Raw genomic sequence first — 19,050 nt, 5'->3', positions numbered from 1 at the left:
AATTTACTGGCAGGATTAGTGGCTTATTGCTTAAAGAAAGATAAGCCATCCCTTAATTTAACTGACGTAGAGCTTAATGCTATGATCGTTGCTTAAGCAGATCTGGGGTTAACTAATACTCAACCAGTACAACTTAAACCTAGCAAAAATGGCTGAATGAAAGTTGTACTGGTAAGATAAAGTATAATTTTATTCAGCATTCTTTACTGACTAAAAATCACCCACATTTCTTCATATAAATCATTGGATTTATTAAATAAACCGCTTAGACTCACTGACCATTTAAAACTAGCGCTTTGTACCAATCTTTGCTGTAATAGCAGGAAGTTTTAAGCGATAAAGCCTGTGACATGCAAATTGGTTGGTGCGATTTTATTAAAGGTCGATTTAGTAAGGCCTCAAAATTTCATTCCGTTGGGATTGAATTTGGTGTTAACGACTTCAATGTATCCACTCTAAAAAAAATCAAGGGCAAGGTTTGTTGGGTAAAACAACATTCAACATCTATTGATAATTGGCAAACTGAGCTTAAAACCTACGTCGAAAAAAACCTTCTGACCAACACTCAATGTAATATCGCCTTATCCATTTCGAAATACCAGCTGCTACAAGTAGATAGGCCTGCGGTTGAAGACGACGAGTTACATCAAGCATTGCAATGGGCGGTTAAAGAGCAATTATTCAGTGATGACGAACTTACCATTGATTATTTTGATCCCCCAGCAGCCGCCTCCAATGTCAAAAAATTAAATGTGGTAGCAATAAGCACGCGAGACATCATTGAAATTAGAGATGGTATTTTAAAAGCAGGATTAGCCCTAAATATCATTGGCATTGAAGAACTGGCAACCTGCAACTTACTGACGCCCAGTAATGATGCGGTTATTACGTTAAAGCAAGAAGAAGGTGGGCAACTTAGCTTAAACATTCTTAAGAACAATCAATTATTTTTTTCAAGACGTTTACGAGGATATGAAAACTTAGGGAGCTTTTCTGAAGAAGAACTGAAGATAGGCGTGGTGGATAATTTAAGCTTAGAAATTCAACGTTCTATGGATTATTTCGAAAGCCAATTACGACAAGCACCAGTCAAAAAAGTCTATATTTCTTTGGATACTATTCATCAAAATGTTCTGGCCGACATGATCAAACAAGTGATTTTTATCTCAGTGGAAAACTTCATACCTGATGTAACAGCGAACGCTGATATGCCCATAAAATCCAATAGTTTTGCTAGCTTGGGCGCTGCAATTGATAATGCGAGTTTGATTGCCTGATGAAAAATAGAGTTAACCTTTATCATCCAGAGTTTCATCCGAAATTACGCCTGCTGAGCCTGTCTATTGTACTTGGTGTTTGGATGTTTACGTTATTTTGTGGGGGCGTACTATACTTTTGGGAGTCGTCTAAACAACAAAATTTAAAATCGGAAATCGCCAAAATAGAACAAAACAAACAACAGCAAAAAATGTTGGTTGAAGAATTGCAAAATACTGTAGACAACTTGAAAGTAGATCCGAAATTACTCAAACAAGTGGAAATAAACCAAAGGCTTATTAGCCTTAAAAAGCGCGTGTTAAATGAATTGGCCGGTCAGGAGGGGTTAAAATCAAACGGTTTTTCAAATCTAATGATAGATCTCGCCAGTCATAATCAAACGGGACTGTGGCTAACTCATATAAATTTGAATGGTAAAAATGTCGTCATGGAGGGTGCTGCATCAGATTCAACCCTAATACCCAAGTGGCTAAATTCATTGGGCCAAACTGACTTTTTTAGTGGTCAAGAGTTTGCCGACACTCGACTCTATAGAGATGCTGAACAACAACTCAATTTTGTTATTTCAACTGGAAAAGAACTAACAGTTGAAAAAGGCGCTAATAATGAGTAGCACTTTAGAGCAAGAGTATAAAAAACTATCGATTAAATTTCTTAAAATTAGCTTACGAGAACAGCTTTTAATTCTCATTTGTGGCTTAGTTGTACTGATATTAATGATGTATACCTTTTTGCTAGAGCCTCACTTTAAAAATTCGGAAAAGTTACAGCAAAACAATTTAAGCAGCATGAATGAGATGACTTCTCTAGAAGGCCAAGTGAATACCTTGACCGATAAACTCAATACTGACCCAAACGATCCAGTACATGAGAGAATCAAAGTTTTGCAAGGCCAAATCCAAAGCATTGCTCAGCAATTAGAGGCACAAACTAACAACTTAGTACCAGCAAATGAAATGGCGAATATGTTGGAGAGTGTGTTAGCTGGCAGTAAAGGATTAAAACTAATTGAATTACAATCTATTGCGCCTATTCCAATCTTATTTGGTCAAGCCGAAGAGAAAGATGAACCACAAGCTGGCCTCTATCGACACGGCGTGACACTAGTATTTCAAGGTACCTATTTTGATATTCAACGATACCTTGAAAAACTTGAATCTTTGCCCTGGCAATTTTATTGGAAAAAATTTGACTACTTAGTCGACGACTACCCAACTGCAAATGTTGAGTTAGAAATATACACGCTCAGTACAAACAAAGCTTTTATAGGGGTTTAAGGGCAAATGAAATGGTTATTATTAATCTGTTTTGGCATAACAAACGTACAAGCAGACGTATTAAGGGATCCAACTCAACCCAATCCGAACAAATCGATGCTAGATTCTGCTCAAAATCCCCAAATGCTCTCGGAAATGGCGCTAAAATTAACAGCAATCATTCATAACAAAGATTATAAACAAGCTATTATAAATGGAAGAAGTTTTGCAGAAGGGCAGCAAGTGCTTGGTTACAAAGTAGTTCTGATCAGTCAAAATCACGTAGAGTTGGTTGGTTCAGATGGTAAACAGATGCTCTATGTCAATAACAACAACATAAAAAAAGATGCAAATAATGGTTTTTAAGAAATTACTACTTCTGAGCATAATCTTAACTATATGCTCTTGCCAAAGTCAGCAGAAAACCACAGCTGTGGCTCATTCTTTAGACTCGGCTATTGCCGCATATGAAAACCAAGACAAACAACACAGTCAAACCTTGTCTGGTAAGCCACTATTAACTGTTCCTGACGAAATAAACCAAGCTCTATTGCCTGGTCCAAGCGATACCTTAAACCAACTCTTTGGTGAATCTAAGTATGATATTAATGCACAGAAAGTAGAGGCGTCTGCATTTTTCAGCAGTATAGTCAAAGGCACACCTTATAGTGTAGCGATTCATCCAGAGGTTACTGGTGAAATATCATTAGATTTAAAACAGGTAGCTCTGACAGATGTATTTGATTTGGTTGCTGAACTATACGGTTATGAAATTGAACGTAAGAAAAATATCTATCGTATTTATCCTTCGGGTATGCGAACTGAAACCTTCGCTATTAATTACCTATTAATGACACGAGATGGTTCAACGCAAACCAGTATTACTTCGGGTGGTGTTTCGCAAGAATCCGGTAACAATAGCAGTGGAAACAACTCACAAAACGGCTTTAGTGGCAACTCAAGTAACTCGGGCAATAATAACACCTTTGGTTCAGGCAATAATAGTAACGGCACTAGTATTTCAACTCGCACTGAAACAGATTTTTGGGCCGAACTTTTGGCAACGTTAGAGTCAATGATAGGTCAAGGAGAAGGTAAAAGTGTGATGGTCACACCTCAAGCGGGGTTAGTTACCGTTCGAGCAATGCCCAAAGAAATTAGAGCCGTGAAGGCCTTTTTAGATGTATCTGAAGAAATCATTCAAAGACAAGTTATTCTCGAAGCCAGAATTATTGAAGTGGCGCTAGATGATGGTTATCAACAGGGTATTAATTGGGGCCAAATCTTAGCGAATAGTGGATCCACTGATTTTCAATTTTCTAATACTGCAGGCAATATTGGTAATAGTATTAGTGCCGCTTTAGGCAATGTGACCAGCTTATCGTTTATTAACAAAGACTTTTCTGGGGTTTTATCACTTTTGTCTACCCAAGGTAATGTGCAGGTGTTGTCTAGCCCAAGGGTAACTGCAATCAATAATCAAAAAGCGGTGATTAAAGTGGGAGACGATGAGTATTTTGTTACCGATGTGTCTAGCCAAAGCACTATATCTAGCAGTACTACTTCTGTAGTGCCGAATATTGAATTAACCCCTTTCTTTTCCGGAATAGCGTTAGACGTCACCCCACAAATAGATGAAGATGGTATGGTTTTATTACATGTGCATCCTTCAGTGATTGAAACCCAAGAGCAAGAAAAAATCGTAACCTTAAATCAAGAACAATTTGTATTGCCTCTTGCTCAAAGTAATATCCGTGAATCAGATACCGTGATTCGAGCAAAATCTGGTGAAATAGTGGTGATTGGCGGATTAATGCAGTCAATTATTTCAGAGTCCGAATCCAAAACACCTCTATTGGGTGATATTCCGATTTTAGGCAACCTGTTTAAAAACAAACAAAACAGTGAAATAAAAAAGGAATTAGTCATTTTAATCAAGCCAACTGTAGTGGATAAAAACACCTGGAAACAGGAGTTAAGACGTAGCAGAGATCAAATGGCCGATTGGCTGCACGTGGATTAATCATGTATCTATACCACTATGGGATTAAAGAACTACCATTTACCTTAACACCTAACACCAGTTATTTTTTTGGCTTACCCAGTCATAAAGAGGCGATCCAGGTATTATTGACTGCGCTTAAAACTGGCGAGGGTTTTATTAAAGTCACAGGCGAAGTCGGCACAGGCAAAACGCTGATTTGTCGCAAGTTATTAAACGAATTACCCAAGCACTTTGTCGCCGCTTATATTCCAAATCCTTATCTTACTCCGACTGAACTGCGCCGAGCAGTGGCGAGTGAGTTGAACGTGGTATTAACCGACAAGGCAGACCAGCAAGAGTTTACCCAGCGCATTCAACAACGCCTTATTCACTTACATCAAGAAAACAAAGGTGTAGTGCTGATTATTGATGAAGCTCAGGCGCTACCAGTAGAAAGTATTGAAGCCCTCAGATTAATTACCAATCTTGAAACAGAGTCACGTAAATTATTGCAGGTTGTATTATTTGGTCAGCCAGAATTGAACGATAAGTTGTCATTGCCAGAATTAAGGCAATTAAAACAACGGGTGACATTTTCCTACACTTTACAATTAATGGATGTCGATCAGGTTTTTCAATACGTGAAACATCGAATGAATGTCGCAGATTATCGTGGAGGCGATTTGTTTGACCGAAAATGTTGTACTTTGCTTTTTAAGGCTAGCAAAGGAACACCCAGAATTGTCAATGTGCTATGTCATAAAGCCTTGATGTTAGCCTATGGCGAAGGCTTGCAAAAAATCAGTCGACTACATGTAAAACTGGCCATAAAAGACACCGAAGCTGCCAACCAACCTAGTAGTGCTTTGTTTATTTCATCTGTCAGCGTTTTAGTTGTGATGTTAGCCTTTTGTTTGGCTTATTTTGCTTGGTTGGGGTTCACCGTATGAGTGTAGTGAATAAAATGCTACAAGATTTAGAAGCCCGTCAATCTCAAACTGATGAAATAAATGCGGATTATCAAGCACCGCAAAAAAAGCAATCAAAACTATTGGTTTTAGTGTTGCTCGTGCTAGCTGTTGCAGCCATCATTTTTGCCCTAAAAAATGAAAGTCCATTGTTTGGCGGTAGTACAAATAAAGAACCTACTGCAGCTGAACCGCTTGTAGTCGTTCAAAAAATGTCTGTTGCCACTGACAAAAAACAATTAGAAACAGCCTCGGTTTTACCCTTAGACGCTAACATTGAATTGAGGGAGACTGAAACAGATGTAGTCTCAACAAATCATATGCTGGCTAAGCAGAAAATACTGCCACCAGAACCTACAACAATCATAACTAAGCTTGCCCCATTACCGATTGACACTAATGATCAACAATTAGAGACGCTAGACAACACCAAGTTCAACCTCCAACGGGCGTCTGAACCAACATCAAGCTTTAGCATGACTGGCAGCAGCCAAGCAAATAACACCAGCAGTTTAAAGCAGCGAATTGCTGAGAGCCTCAATAATGATGATTTCGATTTGGCACAGCGTTTATTGAACGAGCTATTGGAAAACGAGCCAAATAATATTAAGGCTAGAAAAAAACTAGCATCATTACTTTTTGCTCAAGGTCATTACGCACAATCTAAATTACTACTGGTGCAAGGCATTGAGCTTCACCCTACTCAAAGTGATTTGAGATTGATGTTGGCGCGCTTGTACGTCATTCAAAAAGAGCCTTCTCAAGCCTTGGATATTTTGGCTGAAAATAATCCCGACTTAGATAATCAAGCTGAATATTTAGCTTATCGTGCGGCATTAGCACAACAACTAAAACACCCAAAATTGGCCAAGTCCGATTATCAAACGTTGTCTACGCTCGAATCAACTAATGCTAAATGGTGGTTAGGCTTAGCAATAGCAGAAGATCAATTAGGTAATATTAATATGGCTGTGCAGGCCTATAGTAAAGCCAGCACACTTGATCAATTGGGTGAGTCGGTGAACGATTTTATTCAACAACGAATTTCAGTATTAGCAGGAGCAAAATGAAACCTAAAGCCAAAATTCGTTTAGGCGACTTACTTGTTCAGCAAGGTATCATCAACGAAGATCAGTTGATGCAAACCCTATCTGCGCAAAAAGAGTCAGGCCGCAAATTAGGCTTTATGTTGATTGAGCTGGGTTTTGTGACTGAAAACCAACTGCTGTCATTTTTGTCGCAACACTTAAATGTACCTTTAGTAGACATCAGCCAACATAACGTATCGCTAAGCGCGGTTAACATGTTGCCTGAAGTACAAGCTCGCAGACACCGAGCCTTGGTGCTTGAAGATAAAGGCGACAGATTACTCGTGGCAATGAGCGATCCAGCTGATTTGGCGGCTATTGACGTATTGTCGGGATTATTACCCAAACCCATAGATGTGGCTGTTGTTAGTGATACACAGCTGATTCAAGCCTATGATGATTTCTATCGCCGAACCGAAGAAATAGCTTCTTTTGCACAAGAATTGGCTGAAGAGTATCAAGATGAAGCCGAATTCGACTTTGACACTGGCGTAGGTGACGAACAAGACACTGTCGTTGCCAGATTGTTACAATCTATATTTGAAGATGCCGTACAGGCTAAAGCTTCAGATATCCATATTGAACCTGACGAGGCATCGTTGCGCATTCGGATGCGTGTAGACGGTGTGTTACAAGAAAACGTCATTCAAGAAAAAAACATCGCCTCAGCATTAGTACTTAGGCTCAAACTAATGTCGGGACTAGATATATCTGAGAAACGCCTGCCACAAGATGGACGAACCAGTGTACGTATCAAAGGCCATGCTATCGATGTACGGGTATCGACTATGCCGATCCAAGCAGGCGAATCAGTGGTGATGCGTTTACTCGATCAGTCGGCTGGTTTGTTGACTTTAGATCAAACGGGTATGCCGAATAATTTATTAACTCGTTTTAGAAGTTTATTACACCGTCCCCATGGTATGATTTTAGTCACAGGTCCCACGGGCTCTGGCAAAACCACCACTTTATATGGTGCATTGAGTGAGCTAAATAAAGCCGCCTCAAAAATTATTACCGTAGAAGACCCTGTAGAATATAGGCTACCCAGAATCAATCAAGTACAAACCAATAATAAGATTGGGCTTAATTTTTCAAATGTGTTGCGCACCACGTTACGTCAGGATCCCGACATTATAATGGTCGGCGAAATGCGCGACCAAGAAACCGCCGAAATTGGTTTACGCGGTGCATTAACCGGTCACTTAGTTCTTTCTACCTTACATACTAACAACGCTATCAGTAGCGCAGTAAGGTTATTAGACATGGGCGCTCCGGGGTATTTAGTAGCCAGTTCGTTACGTGCTGTAGTAGCACAAAGATTAGTACGCAAGATTTGTGACAATTGCAGCGAAGCCTATCAACTTAATTCCGAAGAATTATTGTGGTTGAATAGTCTGGATAATAATTTACAAGCCATCAAATTTAAGCGCGGTAAAGGTTGTCAAACCTGTAACAAAACCGGTTATAAAGGGCGGATAGGTGTATTTGAACTGCTTGAAATGACCGAAAGTATGATGAATGCATTGAAGCTAAATGATACCGGCACCTTCTCTCAGGCGGCGCAGAAAAGTCCTGGATTTGTGCCACTAGCTAAAGTGGCGCTGATGTACGCTAAAATGGGTATCACTACTGTAGACGAAGTGCTGAAATTGATAGAAATGGTGGCAGATGAAAGGTCAGTAAATCAATTAGATAGCAACGAATCCATTGAGCAGGAATTAGCACAAGTAGTTGAAGAACAAATTGCCAATCAACCACTTAGCAATGAAACACCTGAGAAATCTGGCTTTTCCTTTGAGTTAGAACCCACCAACCAAACACCGGGAGGCGACGGTGGCACAATTTAGCTACACAGCTAGAAAATCTACTGGTGAACTTGCAACTGGCGTTTTAGAAGCGGCTGATGCTTCGTCTGTAGCACAAATATTATCCGGACGTAGCTTTACCCCAATAAAAATAACCGAAACTAGCCAGGACAAGGCGAATGAATTAAACCAGATTTCATTTTTCACACCCAACATCACACTCGATGATTTGGTCATTTTTTCTCGGCAAATGTATTCCTTAGCTAAGTCAGGTATCCCAATTTTACGAGCAGTAAAAGGCTTAGCTGACACCACTGGCTCTAAACGTATGGCTATGGCACTAGATGATGTGGCAGATCAGCTAGAACGAGGTCGCACCTTATCTTCAGCATTAAACAAACATAACCAAGTGTTTGGTCGGTTATTTGTCAGCATTGTACATGTAGGTGAAAACACCGGTAAGTTAGATGAAGCCTTTTTACAGCTATCATTTTACCTTGAGCGAGAACAAGAAACCCGCAAACAAATCAAAGCGGCGACCCGTTACCCTATGTTCGTGATGATTGCCATTGTGATTGCTATGGTGATCATGAACATTTTCGTTATTCCTATTTTTGCAGATATGTTTTTATCTTTTGGTGCTGAACTGCCTTTAATGACCCGTATATTGTTGGCCACTTCTAGTTTCTTTATTACTAAATGGCCCTATCTGCTAGTCGGCATTGCCCTTCTGATATTCTTACTAATTAGGTATTTACGCACTGAAAATGGCCGTTATAAATGGGACCGAACTAAGTTAAAGTTACCTATAGTTGGTAGCATTTTTGAACGTACATTATTAGGTCGATTTGCCCGCAGTTTTTCTATGATGTTGGTCTCTGGTGTACCACTAACGTCGGCGCTAAATTTAGTCGCAGAAGCAGTCAACAATGCCTTTATGGCAGAACGTATTTTGAGTATGCGAAAGAATATTGAAAAAGGTGAAAGTCTATCCAGAGTGGCCAGTAGCAGTAAGTTGTTCACGCCTTTAGTCTTACAAATGATCAATGTGGGTGAAGAAACAGGCCGCGTAGACGAGTTATTAGCCGAAGTGGCAGAATTTTATGAGCGCGAAGTCGACTATGATTTAAAAAGTCTCATGTCAAAAATTGAACCCGTCTTAATTAGTGTTGTTGCAGGCATGGTACTAATACTGGCCTTGGGTATTTTCACCCCAATGTGGGAAATGATGGGAGCAATTAAAGGCTAACATTATGCAAAGAAATCAAGCAACAGACGAACGTAGCCGTAGCCTATATGTGAATATCACAGTAGTATTGGTATTTGTCAGCCTGATGTTGGGTTTTATCGTTTACTTAAACGATAGCACTACCAATATCAGGCGTATGGCATTAGAAAATTTTGCTGAGCAATTTTCTACTAGTGTCAGTAATTCACATTGGCAGTGGCAAGGTGAAGGTCGACCCGAAATTGTGATGTTAATTACATATTCAAATAAAATAGGCGAAAACAACACCTTAGTTGAAAAAGACAGAAAACCAATCTTTATGAGTCGCTTAGGCTGGCCCAAGGCCGAACCCACCTCAGAGGGCTGTGCCGAAATTTGGAATATGGTGTTAAATATTCCTATGGATATAGATGGCTTTAAGATTTTTGCAGAATATTATGATGGGTTAAAACTCACTAATAATGTTTTGGACTCTGTCTGTCGATATCGATTATCAACTGGCCCATACTTCGAATACAAAGTGTTTTCGGGTCAAGTATTAAAGGTAAAACAATGACTACCCTACTTAAAAACTTCGCAGGTGAAAAACCTTTTAGGAGCGCAATCATGAGCAACAACGCTAGAGTTGAAACCAATATGTATTCTAACCGCACTAAAAAGATGGCTTCGGGCTTTACCCTAATTGAACTTGTGATCGTTGTGGTAATTTTGGGATTGTTAGCCGCGACTGCTTTACCAAGACTTCTCGATGTTACAGCTGATGCCGAAGATGCCACTGTAGATGGCGTAGCCGGCGGTTTTGCCACAGGTGTCGGTCTAGTCCGAGCTGAATGGGAGTTAGAAGGACGCCCTAAAGAAAATAATGCATCTAATTCAACTTTTGTCACTATTGAAAGCATCCAGGTTGGTATCGATAAAGATACGGGTTACCCAACAGGACAATTAAACACCGATAGCAGCAGTGAAGATGACCAAATGAGTACTTTAGACTGCGAGAGTATATTCAACCTAATCATGCAAAGTGCCCCGACTATATCTTCTGATTGGAACGAACGTCCATTTGAAGATTACCGATATTTTACTAATGTAAGAACAGGTGAAGGTTCAGGTGGCAATGATGTCTGTTATTACTATCTAACTCAAACAGTCAAAAATCGCACCACCGAACCAACAGATAATCTAGCAGGAAACGGATTTATTTATGATCCAAGAATTGGTCAGGTGATAGTATTTAGTAATAATTAAAAACAGCTGTGAGTTTAAAAATGGCTTCGAACTTGTAGCTCAAAAAGCATACTCAGGTATAAAAAAAGATAACTAAAAAACATAAGTAATTAGTTTTAACTGATGTTTAAATGGTATAAAACATCTAACAATTTCAGGGACTTAGTTTAAAAACGCTCCTTTAAGGAAAAAAATAATGCAACAACAACGTGGTTTTACATTAATTGAATTAATTATCGTGATCGTAATTTTAGGTATTTTAGCTGTTACCGCAGCACCTAAATTTATTGATATTCAGGGTGATGCAACTGCTTCTACCTTACAAGGTGTAAAAGCTGCGTTGCGGGGTGGTTCGCAATTGGTTTATGCCAAATCTGCTATTGCAGGTGAGCAAAAAACGGCGGAAGCCGCTGGACCAACGACACAAGTATTCGTAGGCGGACAAACCGTTGATACTGATTTTGGGTATCCCGATGCCGAAAAAACCACAGTCACAACATTATCTGGCTGGGTTGATATCAGAACTACTGACTTTACTTTAGTGCATGGAATAGGTGCTGGTACTGATGATGTTCCAGCGGCTGGTACGTTTGCAGTTATTCCTGCGACAGGCTCACCTACAATTGATTATACGTTAACGACTGCAACTGATGCTAGCTGCCATGTGTTATACACAGAAGCAACTAGTGCTGTTATCTTAGCATCAGTAACAGCAGTCACTGGTGGCTGTTAACCTTTTAGATTTTAAATAGTAGAGCAAGGGGAGAATTCCCCTTGCTCTACTAAAATATACTCAATATGAGTCATATCACGCGATAGTTGGAATGATGTTAAATAATTCATGTTACTCCTTCAGGCACAAAGGTTTTACTCTCGTAGAACTAATCACTGTGATTATTTTAATCAGCATTCTATCTGTTTCAGTTTTTAGTCGGTTTTCTGGTACCTCTGGTTTTGCCGAATATACTTATCAAGCAAGACTCATATCCACCTTACGTAATATGCAAACCCGAGCAATGTATGACAATCGTGATGGTTATTGTTTTAAAGTCATTCTTGACACTTCAGCCACGCCTGCTTTTGGTCCACCTGTATTAACTTATGCACCAATTGGCGACAAAGACGATACCTGTGGTAGCGCTATTGATTATAATAATCCTGATTACCTCACAACTAACGCCACAGAAATGAGCAAAGAAGGGGTGGGTTTAACGACTACGCCTAATTTTGATTATATCGACTTTGATGGTTTAGGCCGTCCCAAGCAAGGTGGTGCAGATTGTAGCGCTAGCTGCAAAATCACCTTAACTGGTGAAACGACGGTATCAGTTTGTATTGAGTCAGAGGGTTATATTCATGCATGTGAATAAATCAGCTGGTTTTACCTTAATTGAATTGGTGATTGGCATAATAGTCTTTTCCATTGCGCTGGTTATGTTTACTTCGTTAATTGTGCCTCAAGCGATAAAGAGTGTTGATCCGATTTTTCAAGTACGGGCGGCTGAGCTAGGTCAGTCAATGATCAATGAGATTGCTAGCAAGTCTTTTGATGAAAACTCTGATCGCACAGGTGGTTCAAACTTTTGCATGACTAACTGCACCAGCATTGCTTACTTAGGCCCAGATGGTGAGACCCGCGAAAGTTTTGATGATGTTGACGACTACAATGGCTTAACAGTGTCTGATGATCAGATAAAAAACGCTCTAGACCAGACAACAGTGTTGGCTGGTAGCAATTTATATCAAGGATTCAGTGTTAATGTCCGCGTGGTTTATGATGCAAATATGGACGGTATTGCAGATACAATAGTCGGCAATACAAAGCTAATTACTGTCACTGTCACCACTCCTAATGATGAAGATATAATATTCTCAACATTTAGGAGCAATTATTAATGCTTCATTTCGGTAAGACAAATCGTGGGTTTACATTAATTGAATTAATCACTGTGATTATCGTTTTGGGCGTGGTGTCGGTTGGCATATCAGGTTTTATCCGTACTGGTGTTGAAATATATTCTGATGTTACTGAACGTGACCAGCTTTTGGGTGATAGTCGTTTTGTAGTAGAGCGTATCAATCGCGAATTACGCATGGCCATCCCAAATAGCGCGAGAGTGACAGCAAATAGTAGTGGAACCATTCAATGTGTTGAGTTTGTGCCTTTAGAGTGGGGCAGCTTTTATACTAGCTTATCTGTGTTACCCGATACTTCCACTCAGGCGACTGTTGTTGAATGGGGTAATAATCCGGATGGTTTCATTTGGCAAGCAGGTGATTTTGCTGTTGTCTATCCGACTAATAACAATGAAGTATATGACGTAAGTCTAAACAAACGGATACAAATGACTGCCTGCAGCGATGGTGGCGCTGACAGCGCCTGCTCCACAGCTGACGACCCCAATGGAACGGCGCAATTAACCCTAGCGGCAGCTTTTGATGATCACTCCCCTGCTTCACGCCTATACATTGCCAGAAGAACTGTTAGTTACTGTGCTAACAGCAGCAATCGCAGCATATTTCGAAATGAGGGAAACATAACTGAAACTCAGTTGGTGTATTCTTCAGGCACATTGATGGCTGAAAACATAAGCAATGATTTTAACAATTCTGATGAGGCACCTTTTAAAATTTATGGTGCCACTTTAACCCGCAATAGCATGGTACATATTTTACTAGGATTTGAGCGAAACGAAGAAATCATCAACTATTCCAGCGAGGTACATATTCCTAATGTACCCTAATTTTTATCGCCACAATTTAACAGCCAAACCTGTCGCTCAACGTGGCAGCATGTTAGTCATTGCTCTATTTGTGATTATTGTTTTGGCCCTTTTAGGTCTCACTATGACCAGGCTCTTATCATCTTCGTCGGAAGCTATTATTCATGAAGTATTAGGTCAACGCGCATTAAACGCAGCACGAGCTGGAATAGAGTGCGCTGTGGCAGACGAATTTGGTGCGAGTTGTACTCATCTCCCTGAAAAAATATTTAATGGTGTAACTGGCTTAGAAAATTGCAGCTATAACGTTGAAGAAAGCCCGTCTAAAGATATTGTAGACGGCGGCAAAACCTTTAATTATTTGACCTTTAGGAGCACTGGGCAATGTACCGCAGGTAAAATCAACGTGACACGTTTTGTTTATGTTGATGCGATGTTGGAGGGCGAGTAGTCGTGAAAACATTTATCTCCTTTATAGTCGCTTTATTTAATTTTGGCCGTGAGTTTGAAACCCTGCAATGCAGAGACTATGCAACCTATACTCATCATCGTTTTGAAAGTACCGGTAGCTGTCAGATAGGTACTGCTTAACAAGAGTATAAATGTTGATGTGTTGCAATCATCAAAACTGGCTAACCAGCTAGCGTTACTGATGATTGTGATCCTGCACAATGTGTCAATAATCTCACTGAAAAAATGGTGCTTAAAATGATAAAAACTTTGGTTCTGTCGATATTAGTATGTCTGTTGTTACAACTCAGTAGCGCCAGTGCGACTAACTATGTTCTTCCGGCAAATATTGATAGCGGTCCCTTTGCATCTTGTTCTGGCTCTGGACCTACATATACTTGCACTAGCGAAGTAAGAATTGGAAAAAACCATAGCATTGTTCTAACGAGTGATGTCACCTTAAATGTTTCTGGAGAATTCAAAGTCGCCGATAATACATCGGTCGACAAGGGTGTCCATATTTTCAATGTGAATGCCACAACACTTCATATCGATGGTTCTGCGTCTATGGTTTTTACTAATTTAACCGCATCAGGAAACGTGACCATTCATAAAAACGCTAATTTAACGGCTAACGTCACTACAATAGGCGGCAGTTTGTACATCGACGATAATTCTACTGTGAATGGTACTTGCAGTCCCTCAGATAGCCAATGTACGCCCTTACCATCGATGGTCAATCCAACAGTTTTCAGCCAAACGACCACCGATACCACTCCGATTATTTATGGTACCTATTCGAGCTCGGTCGCGACCAGCCTTACCGTTATGGTCAACTCGGTGACCTATGCACTGTCAAACAGTAGCGAACTGACAAATTCGAGCGATAACTGGACGCTCGACTTGAGTAGTATTACACCTCTGCCACTTGACACATACAACGTGGTTGCTACCTCGGCAGATGCCGATGGCGATTTATCTGATACCAGCAATAATGAATTAGTGATCGAGGAAGCGCAGTGGTGGGACACAAATTGGACTAAATGCCGTGACATAACGATTGCCAACACTGGCACCACCACTCTAAGTAATTTCCCAGCCTATATCGACCTAGCCTATGACTCAGACATGCAGTCTAATTACTACGACATTCGCTTTATTAACACCAGCTGCGCAAATAGTGGTTCTGAACTGGATTTTGAGATAGAAACATACACCGCAGCAAGTGCCGATGTATGGGTCGAGATAGACAGCTTACCGGCAGCGGGAAAAACGATTGCAGTTTATTACGGCAATGCCTCAGCCACGACCGGCGAAAATGCTAGTGGCACTTGGGTTAGCAGTCACAAAGGGGTGTGGCATCTGAGCGAAAGTACCAATGCTACCAATCTAGACTCAACGTCTAATTCAAATAACGGCACACCGCAAAATAGTCCTGTATCGACTTCGGGTAAAATAGGTAAGGCATTGGATTTTGATGTTGGAGACAAAACTCACATAAACTTAGGTACACACGATTCATTGGATCTTAGTACCGTTAATTGGACCATAGCGCTGTGGGTCAAACCATTTAGTGACTTTGGAGACAGGAGCTACCCGTTAATGTATCAATACGGCAGTTATGGTGCATCGGTTGGTCTCGACAAAGATAATGGAAAAATTGAACACTGGCGCAATGACGATAACGCACTCTACAACAACACCAACCTTAACATAAACGCTTGGAATCACGTTGTTGTCACTCGAAACAGCTTTACCACAACTTTATATCTGAACGGTAATGCAAATGGCGCAGCCCCCAGTGAGACTATTAATAAGACCAACTTTGGCTCCCATATAGGTGGCTATCCTGACTGGTCAGGTGGTGACTTAAAAGGTCTAATTGATGAAGTCCGTGTCTCTAACGTGGTCAGATCACCAGACTGGATAAAACAAAGTTATGATTTGGTTCAAGATCAAGGAGGGCATGTATCCATTGGCGATGAGGTTGAGGCGGCAACTAGGGTACCTGTATTAGAGTACCGTTTTGATGAATTGAGTTGGGATGGCAGCAGTGGTGAAGTCGATGACAATTCGACTAGCAATTTTGATGGTAGGAGAATTGGAGACACCACCACTATTACTGAGGGGCAAGTTTGCCGTGCAGGAACATTTGATGGCACAGGGGATTACATCAATGCAGATGGGATCGACTCAACCCTCAACTCTACCGCTAGTCTATCTTTCTGGATTAAAACGACGCAAAGCGGCAATAACGCAGCCTGGGCAGCCCCTGGAATACTCGGTATTGAGCAAAGAAGGGGAAGCAACGATATTTTTTGGGGATACCTGGATGCCTCAGGCCATATGCGGATCCAAAAAGGTTCCAGTAGTTCTGCTCAATCAAGTACCGCCGTAAACGATGATGTTTGGCACCACATAGTGTTAACTTGGGATAGTACCAGCGGCAACACACAAGTGTTTGTAGACGGAAATTTAGAGAGTAGCGTACGCTCTAGTGCTGGTGACGTTAGCAACACGTTTTCGAGCATTGGCCGAATAGAAGGCAGTTTCAGTAGGGAGAACTTTAACGGGCAATTAGATGAACTGCTAGTGTTCAATTTACTCCTATCTGCTAGCGATGTTAGTGCAATTTATACCAACCAATTAAATGGTGACAATTACGACGGCAGTGCCAGAGTTTGTCCTGTTAGTACAGTCGACCATTTTGAAATATTGCACGACACGAGAGGGTTTACTTGTGAAGCAGAAGCCATGATCATAAAAGCCTGTGCAGATGCAAGCTGTGACACTTTATTTGATCAAGAAACCTCAATCACTTTATCTCCCTCTGGCTTTGAAGGCGGTGACACTTTAGTTTTTACCGGACAAACCAGCACAAACTTAAGAGTGACAGATGAAGGTACCGTCACTTTAGCAAAAGTCAGTGCTAGCCCAGATGCCAATTTGACTTGTTTTAATGCAAGTACTGAAACCTGTGAGATAACGTTTGCAAATGATGGTTTTGAAATTTATGGGGCGAATATTGGTGACACTCTTGCTGACCAACTGGCGGCTAATAATTTTTCAAATGTTAATTTGAGGGCAGTACGCAGCAACGAAAATGTGTGTGAAGCATTATTAGAAGGCATACAAGAAATAAACCTAACCTATAACTGCGACTCACCTAATCAATGTCTAACTCAATTGAATGGTATTGCTATTTCAGGGGATGGTACCGGTGATAATACTGGCAGTATTGAAGTTGAATTCAATAATCTAGGTGTGGCTAGTTTAGCCGTACTCAATTATCCAGATGCTGGACGATTAACCTTAAGCGTTCAAGCTGATGTGGAAGGTGTAACTATTACTCATTCTGATATCGAAACCGTTGATGTTTACCCTAGTTATTTAGCACTTAGCGTGGCACAAACTGAATTAATATACGGTGCTGTGGGCGAGCAAAATAACTACGTAGCAGGCGAAGACTTTACTTTTGTTATCGGTGCATATGGTACCAACGATAATTTACTACCTAATTACCAAGCTGAAACCCCCCAATTAAAGGTCACTAAGGTTGCCCCAAGCGGCACAGGTGAAAACGGTAATTTTAAATATTCAGGAGCAGGCACAAGGACTAGCACTGGGCTATTTTCTAATACACCAGACATCAGTTCTAGCACGGCTGATGATCACTTTGTAGCGGGTGAATACAGTTTTAACCAAGCTTATTACAATGAGGTGGGGCGAATACAAGTAGACTTTAAAGATTTAAATTACCTTGGCAATGAAATTGTATCGAATGGCATTTTAACCTTAGGCGATTTTTATCCTGCCTATTTTAATGTTGTGTTAACAGATACGCCAACGTTGGCGGATACCTGCAGCAATACATTTAGCTACCTTGGTCAAACTATTCAATTTGAAACATCGCCAAAGTTTACCTTAACCGCATACAATGCCCTTGACACAATAACGTCAAATTACAGCGATACTTATTGGAACTATTTGCCTAATGAAGCCACTTTGGAAGCTAATTTAAGTTACCTCGATAGTTCGACCTATGCTAAAGAAAAATCTGCCAGTGTGATTGACTTAGGCGACGAACCAGTGGTCGCCAACAACGATAATTACGATGGTTCCGGCACAATCACGATACACAACGGCCACTTCCGGTATAACAAAGTTAATCCAGATGACAATAGCGCTTTTTCTCCTGTGTCACCTTTTGAAGCACAACTCACTCTCGCGTTCGCCAGCAATTTTTTTAGCAATACTTTTGCCGATCAAAACGGCATCGAAGATACGGTTTGTTATCAGAGCAGTCATTCTGACAACACCTGTTTAGGATGGGACATAGACGAAGTAAACGGCACACAAATGCGTTATGGTCGCTTAACATTGGAAAGCACATACGGCCCTGAAACTGAACCACTCAATGTGCCAATAAAAGCGGAATATTTTGAAGATAATCAGTGGCTGATCAATACTGATGATAACTGTACCAATATTGATTTTACGCAGTCAGGTGGAGAAATCGAATTAACTGACAATAGTTTAGCTAGCCTAGTTGGCAGCGTCACCAGTGAAGGCACCATAATGCTCGGGCTTTCAGTTGGCAACCAATTTGAGCTCAATCCCCCTGGTACAGCTGGTGAGCTAAATATTTGGTTAGATCCAACGGATCTGGATGTCACTTGGCCAACTTATTTAAATTACGATTGGAACGGGAATGGCTTCATCAATACTGATGACTTTCCTAAAGCAACTGTCAGCTTTGGCCTATTTAGAGGCAATGACAGGATCATTCATTGGCGAGAAGTGTTTAATTAGCCCTGTTTTACTTAACAGAAGCCAATAAAATGGCTTTTGCCTATGTAACATGCTTGCGCTTTTTGTTGTAACTCAATAGCATAGGCTACACAAAGTTGTGATCTGGTAACGTTACGCCCGATTTATGTCATGACAATAAAAATAGTTGCCGTCAAGCAACCAGTTTGGAACCGAATAATGAACCGTATAGCTCAATTTACTCTTATCATTGCCCTTTCGTTTAGCCAAAAT

18 protein-coding genes and 1 pseudogene are annotated in these 19,050 nt (G+C 40.6%); all 19 read left to right on the top strand.

Annotation, left to right across the window (positions count from 1 at the left end):
* Positions 1-96, top strand: a pseudogene (locus QZ488_RS17020) (IS982 family transposase); the annotation flags it as partial.
* 254 nt (positions 97-350) lie between these two features.
* Entirely contained in the window at positions 351-1,277 is a 927-nt protein-coding gene (locus QZ488_RS17015; RefSeq protein WP_293751029.1) for an MSHA biogenesis protein MshI, read from the top strand.
* Positions 1,277-1,891, top strand: coding sequence for a PilN domain-containing protein (locus QZ488_RS17010; protein ID WP_293751027.1), 615 nt, complete (start codon positions 1,277-1,279; stop codon positions 1,889-1,891). Before QZ488_RS17015 ends, QZ488_RS17010 begins: the two co-directional genes overlap by 1 nt.
* Positions 1,884-2,555, top strand: a complete 672-nt coding sequence (gspM, locus tag QZ488_RS17005) for a type II secretion system protein GspM (RefSeq protein WP_293751025.1) — start codon at positions 1,884-1,886, stop codon at positions 2,553-2,555. Before QZ488_RS17010 ends, gspM begins: the two co-directional genes overlap by 8 nt.
* 6 nt (positions 2,556-2,561) lie before the next feature.
* Positions 2,562-2,900 carry a hypothetical protein gene (locus tag QZ488_RS17000; protein WP_293751023.1) on the top strand — a complete coding sequence of 113 codons (339 nt, stop codon included), beginning with the start codon at positions 2,562-2,564 and terminating at the stop codon, positions 2,898-2,900.
* Positions 2,890-4,557 carry a pilus (MSHA type) biogenesis protein MshL gene (gene mshL, locus QZ488_RS16995; RefSeq protein WP_293751021.1) on the top strand — a complete coding sequence of 556 codons (1,668 nt, stop codon included), beginning with the start codon at positions 2,890-2,892 and terminating at the stop codon, positions 4,555-4,557. Before QZ488_RS17000 ends, mshL begins: the two co-directional genes overlap by 11 nt.
* 2 nt (positions 4,558-4,559) lie before the next feature.
* Entirely contained in the window at positions 4,560-5,468 is a 909-nt protein-coding gene (locus tag QZ488_RS16990) for an AAA family ATPase (RefSeq protein WP_293751019.1), read from the top strand.
* Positions 5,465-6,556 carry a tetratricopeptide repeat protein gene (locus QZ488_RS16985; RefSeq protein WP_293751017.1) on the top strand — a complete coding sequence of 364 codons (1,092 nt, stop codon included), beginning with the start codon at positions 5,465-5,467 and terminating at the stop codon, positions 6,554-6,556. Before QZ488_RS16990 ends, QZ488_RS16985 begins: the two co-directional genes overlap by 4 nt.
* Positions 6,553-8,424, top strand: a complete 1,872-nt coding sequence (locus QZ488_RS16980) for a type II/IV secretion system protein (protein ID WP_293751015.1) — start codon at positions 6,553-6,555, stop codon at positions 8,422-8,424. The genes QZ488_RS16985 and QZ488_RS16980 overlap by 4 nt, the downstream gene beginning before the upstream one ends.
* Positions 8,411-9,631 (top strand): type II secretion system F family protein, encoded by a 1,221-nt coding sequence (locus tag QZ488_RS16975; protein ID WP_293751013.1) that lies wholly within the window; start codon positions 8,411-8,413, stop codon positions 9,629-9,631. The genes QZ488_RS16980 and QZ488_RS16975 overlap by 14 nt, the downstream gene beginning before the upstream one ends.
* Positions 9,632-9,635: 4 nt before the next feature.
* Positions 9,636-10,166 (top strand): hypothetical protein, encoded by a 531-nt coding sequence (locus tag QZ488_RS16970; protein WP_293751011.1) that lies wholly within the window; start codon positions 9,636-9,638, stop codon positions 10,164-10,166.
* Between the two features lie 80 nt (positions 10,167-10,246).
* A complete protein-coding gene (locus QZ488_RS16965) occupies positions 10,247-10,855 on the top strand; it encodes a type II secretion system protein (protein WP_293751031.1) in 609 nt (202 codons plus the stop codon).
* Positions 10,856-11,030: 175 nt separating this feature from the next.
* Positions 11,031-11,567 carry a prepilin-type N-terminal cleavage/methylation domain-containing protein gene (locus tag QZ488_RS16960; RefSeq protein ID WP_293751009.1) on the top strand — a complete coding sequence of 179 codons (537 nt, stop codon included), beginning with the start codon at positions 11,031-11,033 and terminating at the stop codon, positions 11,565-11,567.
* 91 nt (positions 11,568-11,658) lie between these two features.
* Positions 11,659-12,204: a type II secretion system protein gene (locus QZ488_RS16955; protein ID WP_293751007.1), complete on the top strand. Its 546-nt coding sequence runs from the start codon at positions 11,659-11,661 to the stop codon at positions 12,202-12,204.
* Positions 12,191-12,730, top strand: coding sequence for a type II secretion system protein (locus QZ488_RS16950; protein ID WP_293751005.1), 540 nt, complete (start codon positions 12,191-12,193; stop codon positions 12,728-12,730). Before QZ488_RS16955 ends, QZ488_RS16950 begins: the two co-directional genes overlap by 14 nt.
* Positions 12,730-13,578, top strand: a complete 849-nt coding sequence (locus tag QZ488_RS16945) for a prepilin-type N-terminal cleavage/methylation domain-containing protein (RefSeq protein ID WP_293751003.1) — start codon at positions 12,730-12,732, stop codon at positions 13,576-13,578. Before QZ488_RS16950 ends, QZ488_RS16945 begins: the two co-directional genes overlap by 1 nt.
* Positions 13,568-14,008: an MSHA biogenesis protein MshP gene (locus QZ488_RS16940; protein WP_293751001.1), complete on the top strand. Its 441-nt coding sequence runs from the start codon at positions 13,568-13,570 to the stop codon at positions 14,006-14,008. The genes QZ488_RS16945 and QZ488_RS16940 overlap by 11 nt, the downstream gene beginning before the upstream one ends.
* Positions 14,009-14,010: 2 nt before the next feature.
* Entirely contained in the window at positions 14,011-14,148 is a 138-nt protein-coding gene (locus tag QZ488_RS16935; protein WP_293750999.1) for a hypothetical protein, read from the top strand.
* A gap of 117 nt (positions 14,149-14,265) precedes the next feature.
* On the top strand, positions 14,266-18,819 hold the full coding sequence (locus tag QZ488_RS16930) for a DUF2341 domain-containing protein (protein WP_293750997.1): 4,554 nt from the start codon (positions 14,266-14,268) through the stop codon (positions 18,817-18,819).
* The last annotated feature ends 231 nt before the right edge of the window (positions 18,820-19,050 follow it).

This window comes from uncultured Paraglaciecola sp., assembly GCF_913020055.1.
In the GTDB taxonomy this organism is placed as follows: domain Bacteria; phylum Pseudomonadota; class Gammaproteobacteria; order Enterobacterales; family Alteromonadaceae; genus Paraglaciecola.
The sequence above is the reverse complement of the archived record's forward strand: the minus strand, read 5'-3'. Positions and strand labels throughout refer to the sequence as shown.

Excerpts from the sequence above, each read along its gene's own strand:
- QZ488_RS16930 (WP_293750997.1), top strand. The coding sequence starts at position 14,266 with ATGATAAAAACTTTGGTTCTGTCGATATTAGTATGTCTGTTGTTACAA.
- QZ488_RS16970 (WP_293751011.1), top strand. The coding sequence starts at position 9,636 with ATGCAAAGAAATCAAGCAACAGACGAACGTAGCCGTAGCCTATATGTG.
- QZ488_RS16965 (WP_293751031.1), top strand. The coding sequence starts at position 10,247 with ATGTATTCTAACCGCACTAAAAAGATGGCTTCGGGCTTTACCCTAATT.
- QZ488_RS16950 (WP_293751005.1), top strand. The coding sequence starts at position 12,191 with ATGCATGTGAATAAATCAGCTGGTTTTACCTTAATTGAATTGGTGATT.
- QZ488_RS17015 (WP_293751029.1), top strand. The coding sequence starts at position 351 with ATGCAAATTGGTTGGTGCGATTTTATTAAAGGTCGATTTAGTAAGGCC.
- QZ488_RS16985 (WP_293751017.1), top strand. The coding sequence starts at position 5,465 with ATGAGTGTAGTGAATAAAATGCTACAAGATTTAGAAGCCCGTCAATCT.
- QZ488_RS17010 (WP_293751027.1), top strand. The coding sequence starts at position 1,277 with ATGAAAAATAGAGTTAACCTTTATCATCCAGAGTTTCATCCGAAATTA.
- mshL (WP_293751021.1), top strand. The coding sequence starts at position 2,890 with ATGGTTTTTAAGAAATTACTACTTCTGAGCATAATCTTAACTATATGC.
- QZ488_RS16955 (WP_293751007.1), top strand. The coding sequence starts at position 11,659 with ATGATGTTAAATAATTCATGTTACTCCTTCAGGCACAAAGGTTTTACT.
- QZ488_RS16980 (WP_293751015.1), top strand. The coding sequence starts at position 6,553 with ATGAAACCTAAAGCCAAAATTCGTTTAGGCGACTTACTTGTTCAGCAA.
- QZ488_RS16940 (WP_293751001.1), top strand. The coding sequence starts at position 13,568 with ATGTACCCTAATTTTTATCGCCACAATTTAACAGCCAAACCTGTCGCT.
- QZ488_RS16990 (WP_293751019.1), top strand. The coding sequence starts at position 4,560 with ATGTATCTATACCACTATGGGATTAAAGAACTACCATTTACCTTAACA.
- QZ488_RS17000 (WP_293751023.1), top strand. The coding sequence starts at position 2,562 with ATGAAATGGTTATTATTAATCTGTTTTGGCATAACAAACGTACAAGCA.
- gspM (WP_293751025.1), top strand. The coding sequence starts at position 1,884 with ATGAGTAGCACTTTAGAGCAAGAGTATAAAAAACTATCGATTAAATTT.
- QZ488_RS16945 (WP_293751003.1), top strand. The coding sequence starts at position 12,730 with ATGCTTCATTTCGGTAAGACAAATCGTGGGTTTACATTAATTGAATTA.
- QZ488_RS16960 (WP_293751009.1), top strand. The coding sequence starts at position 11,031 with ATGCAACAACAACGTGGTTTTACATTAATTGAATTAATTATCGTGATC.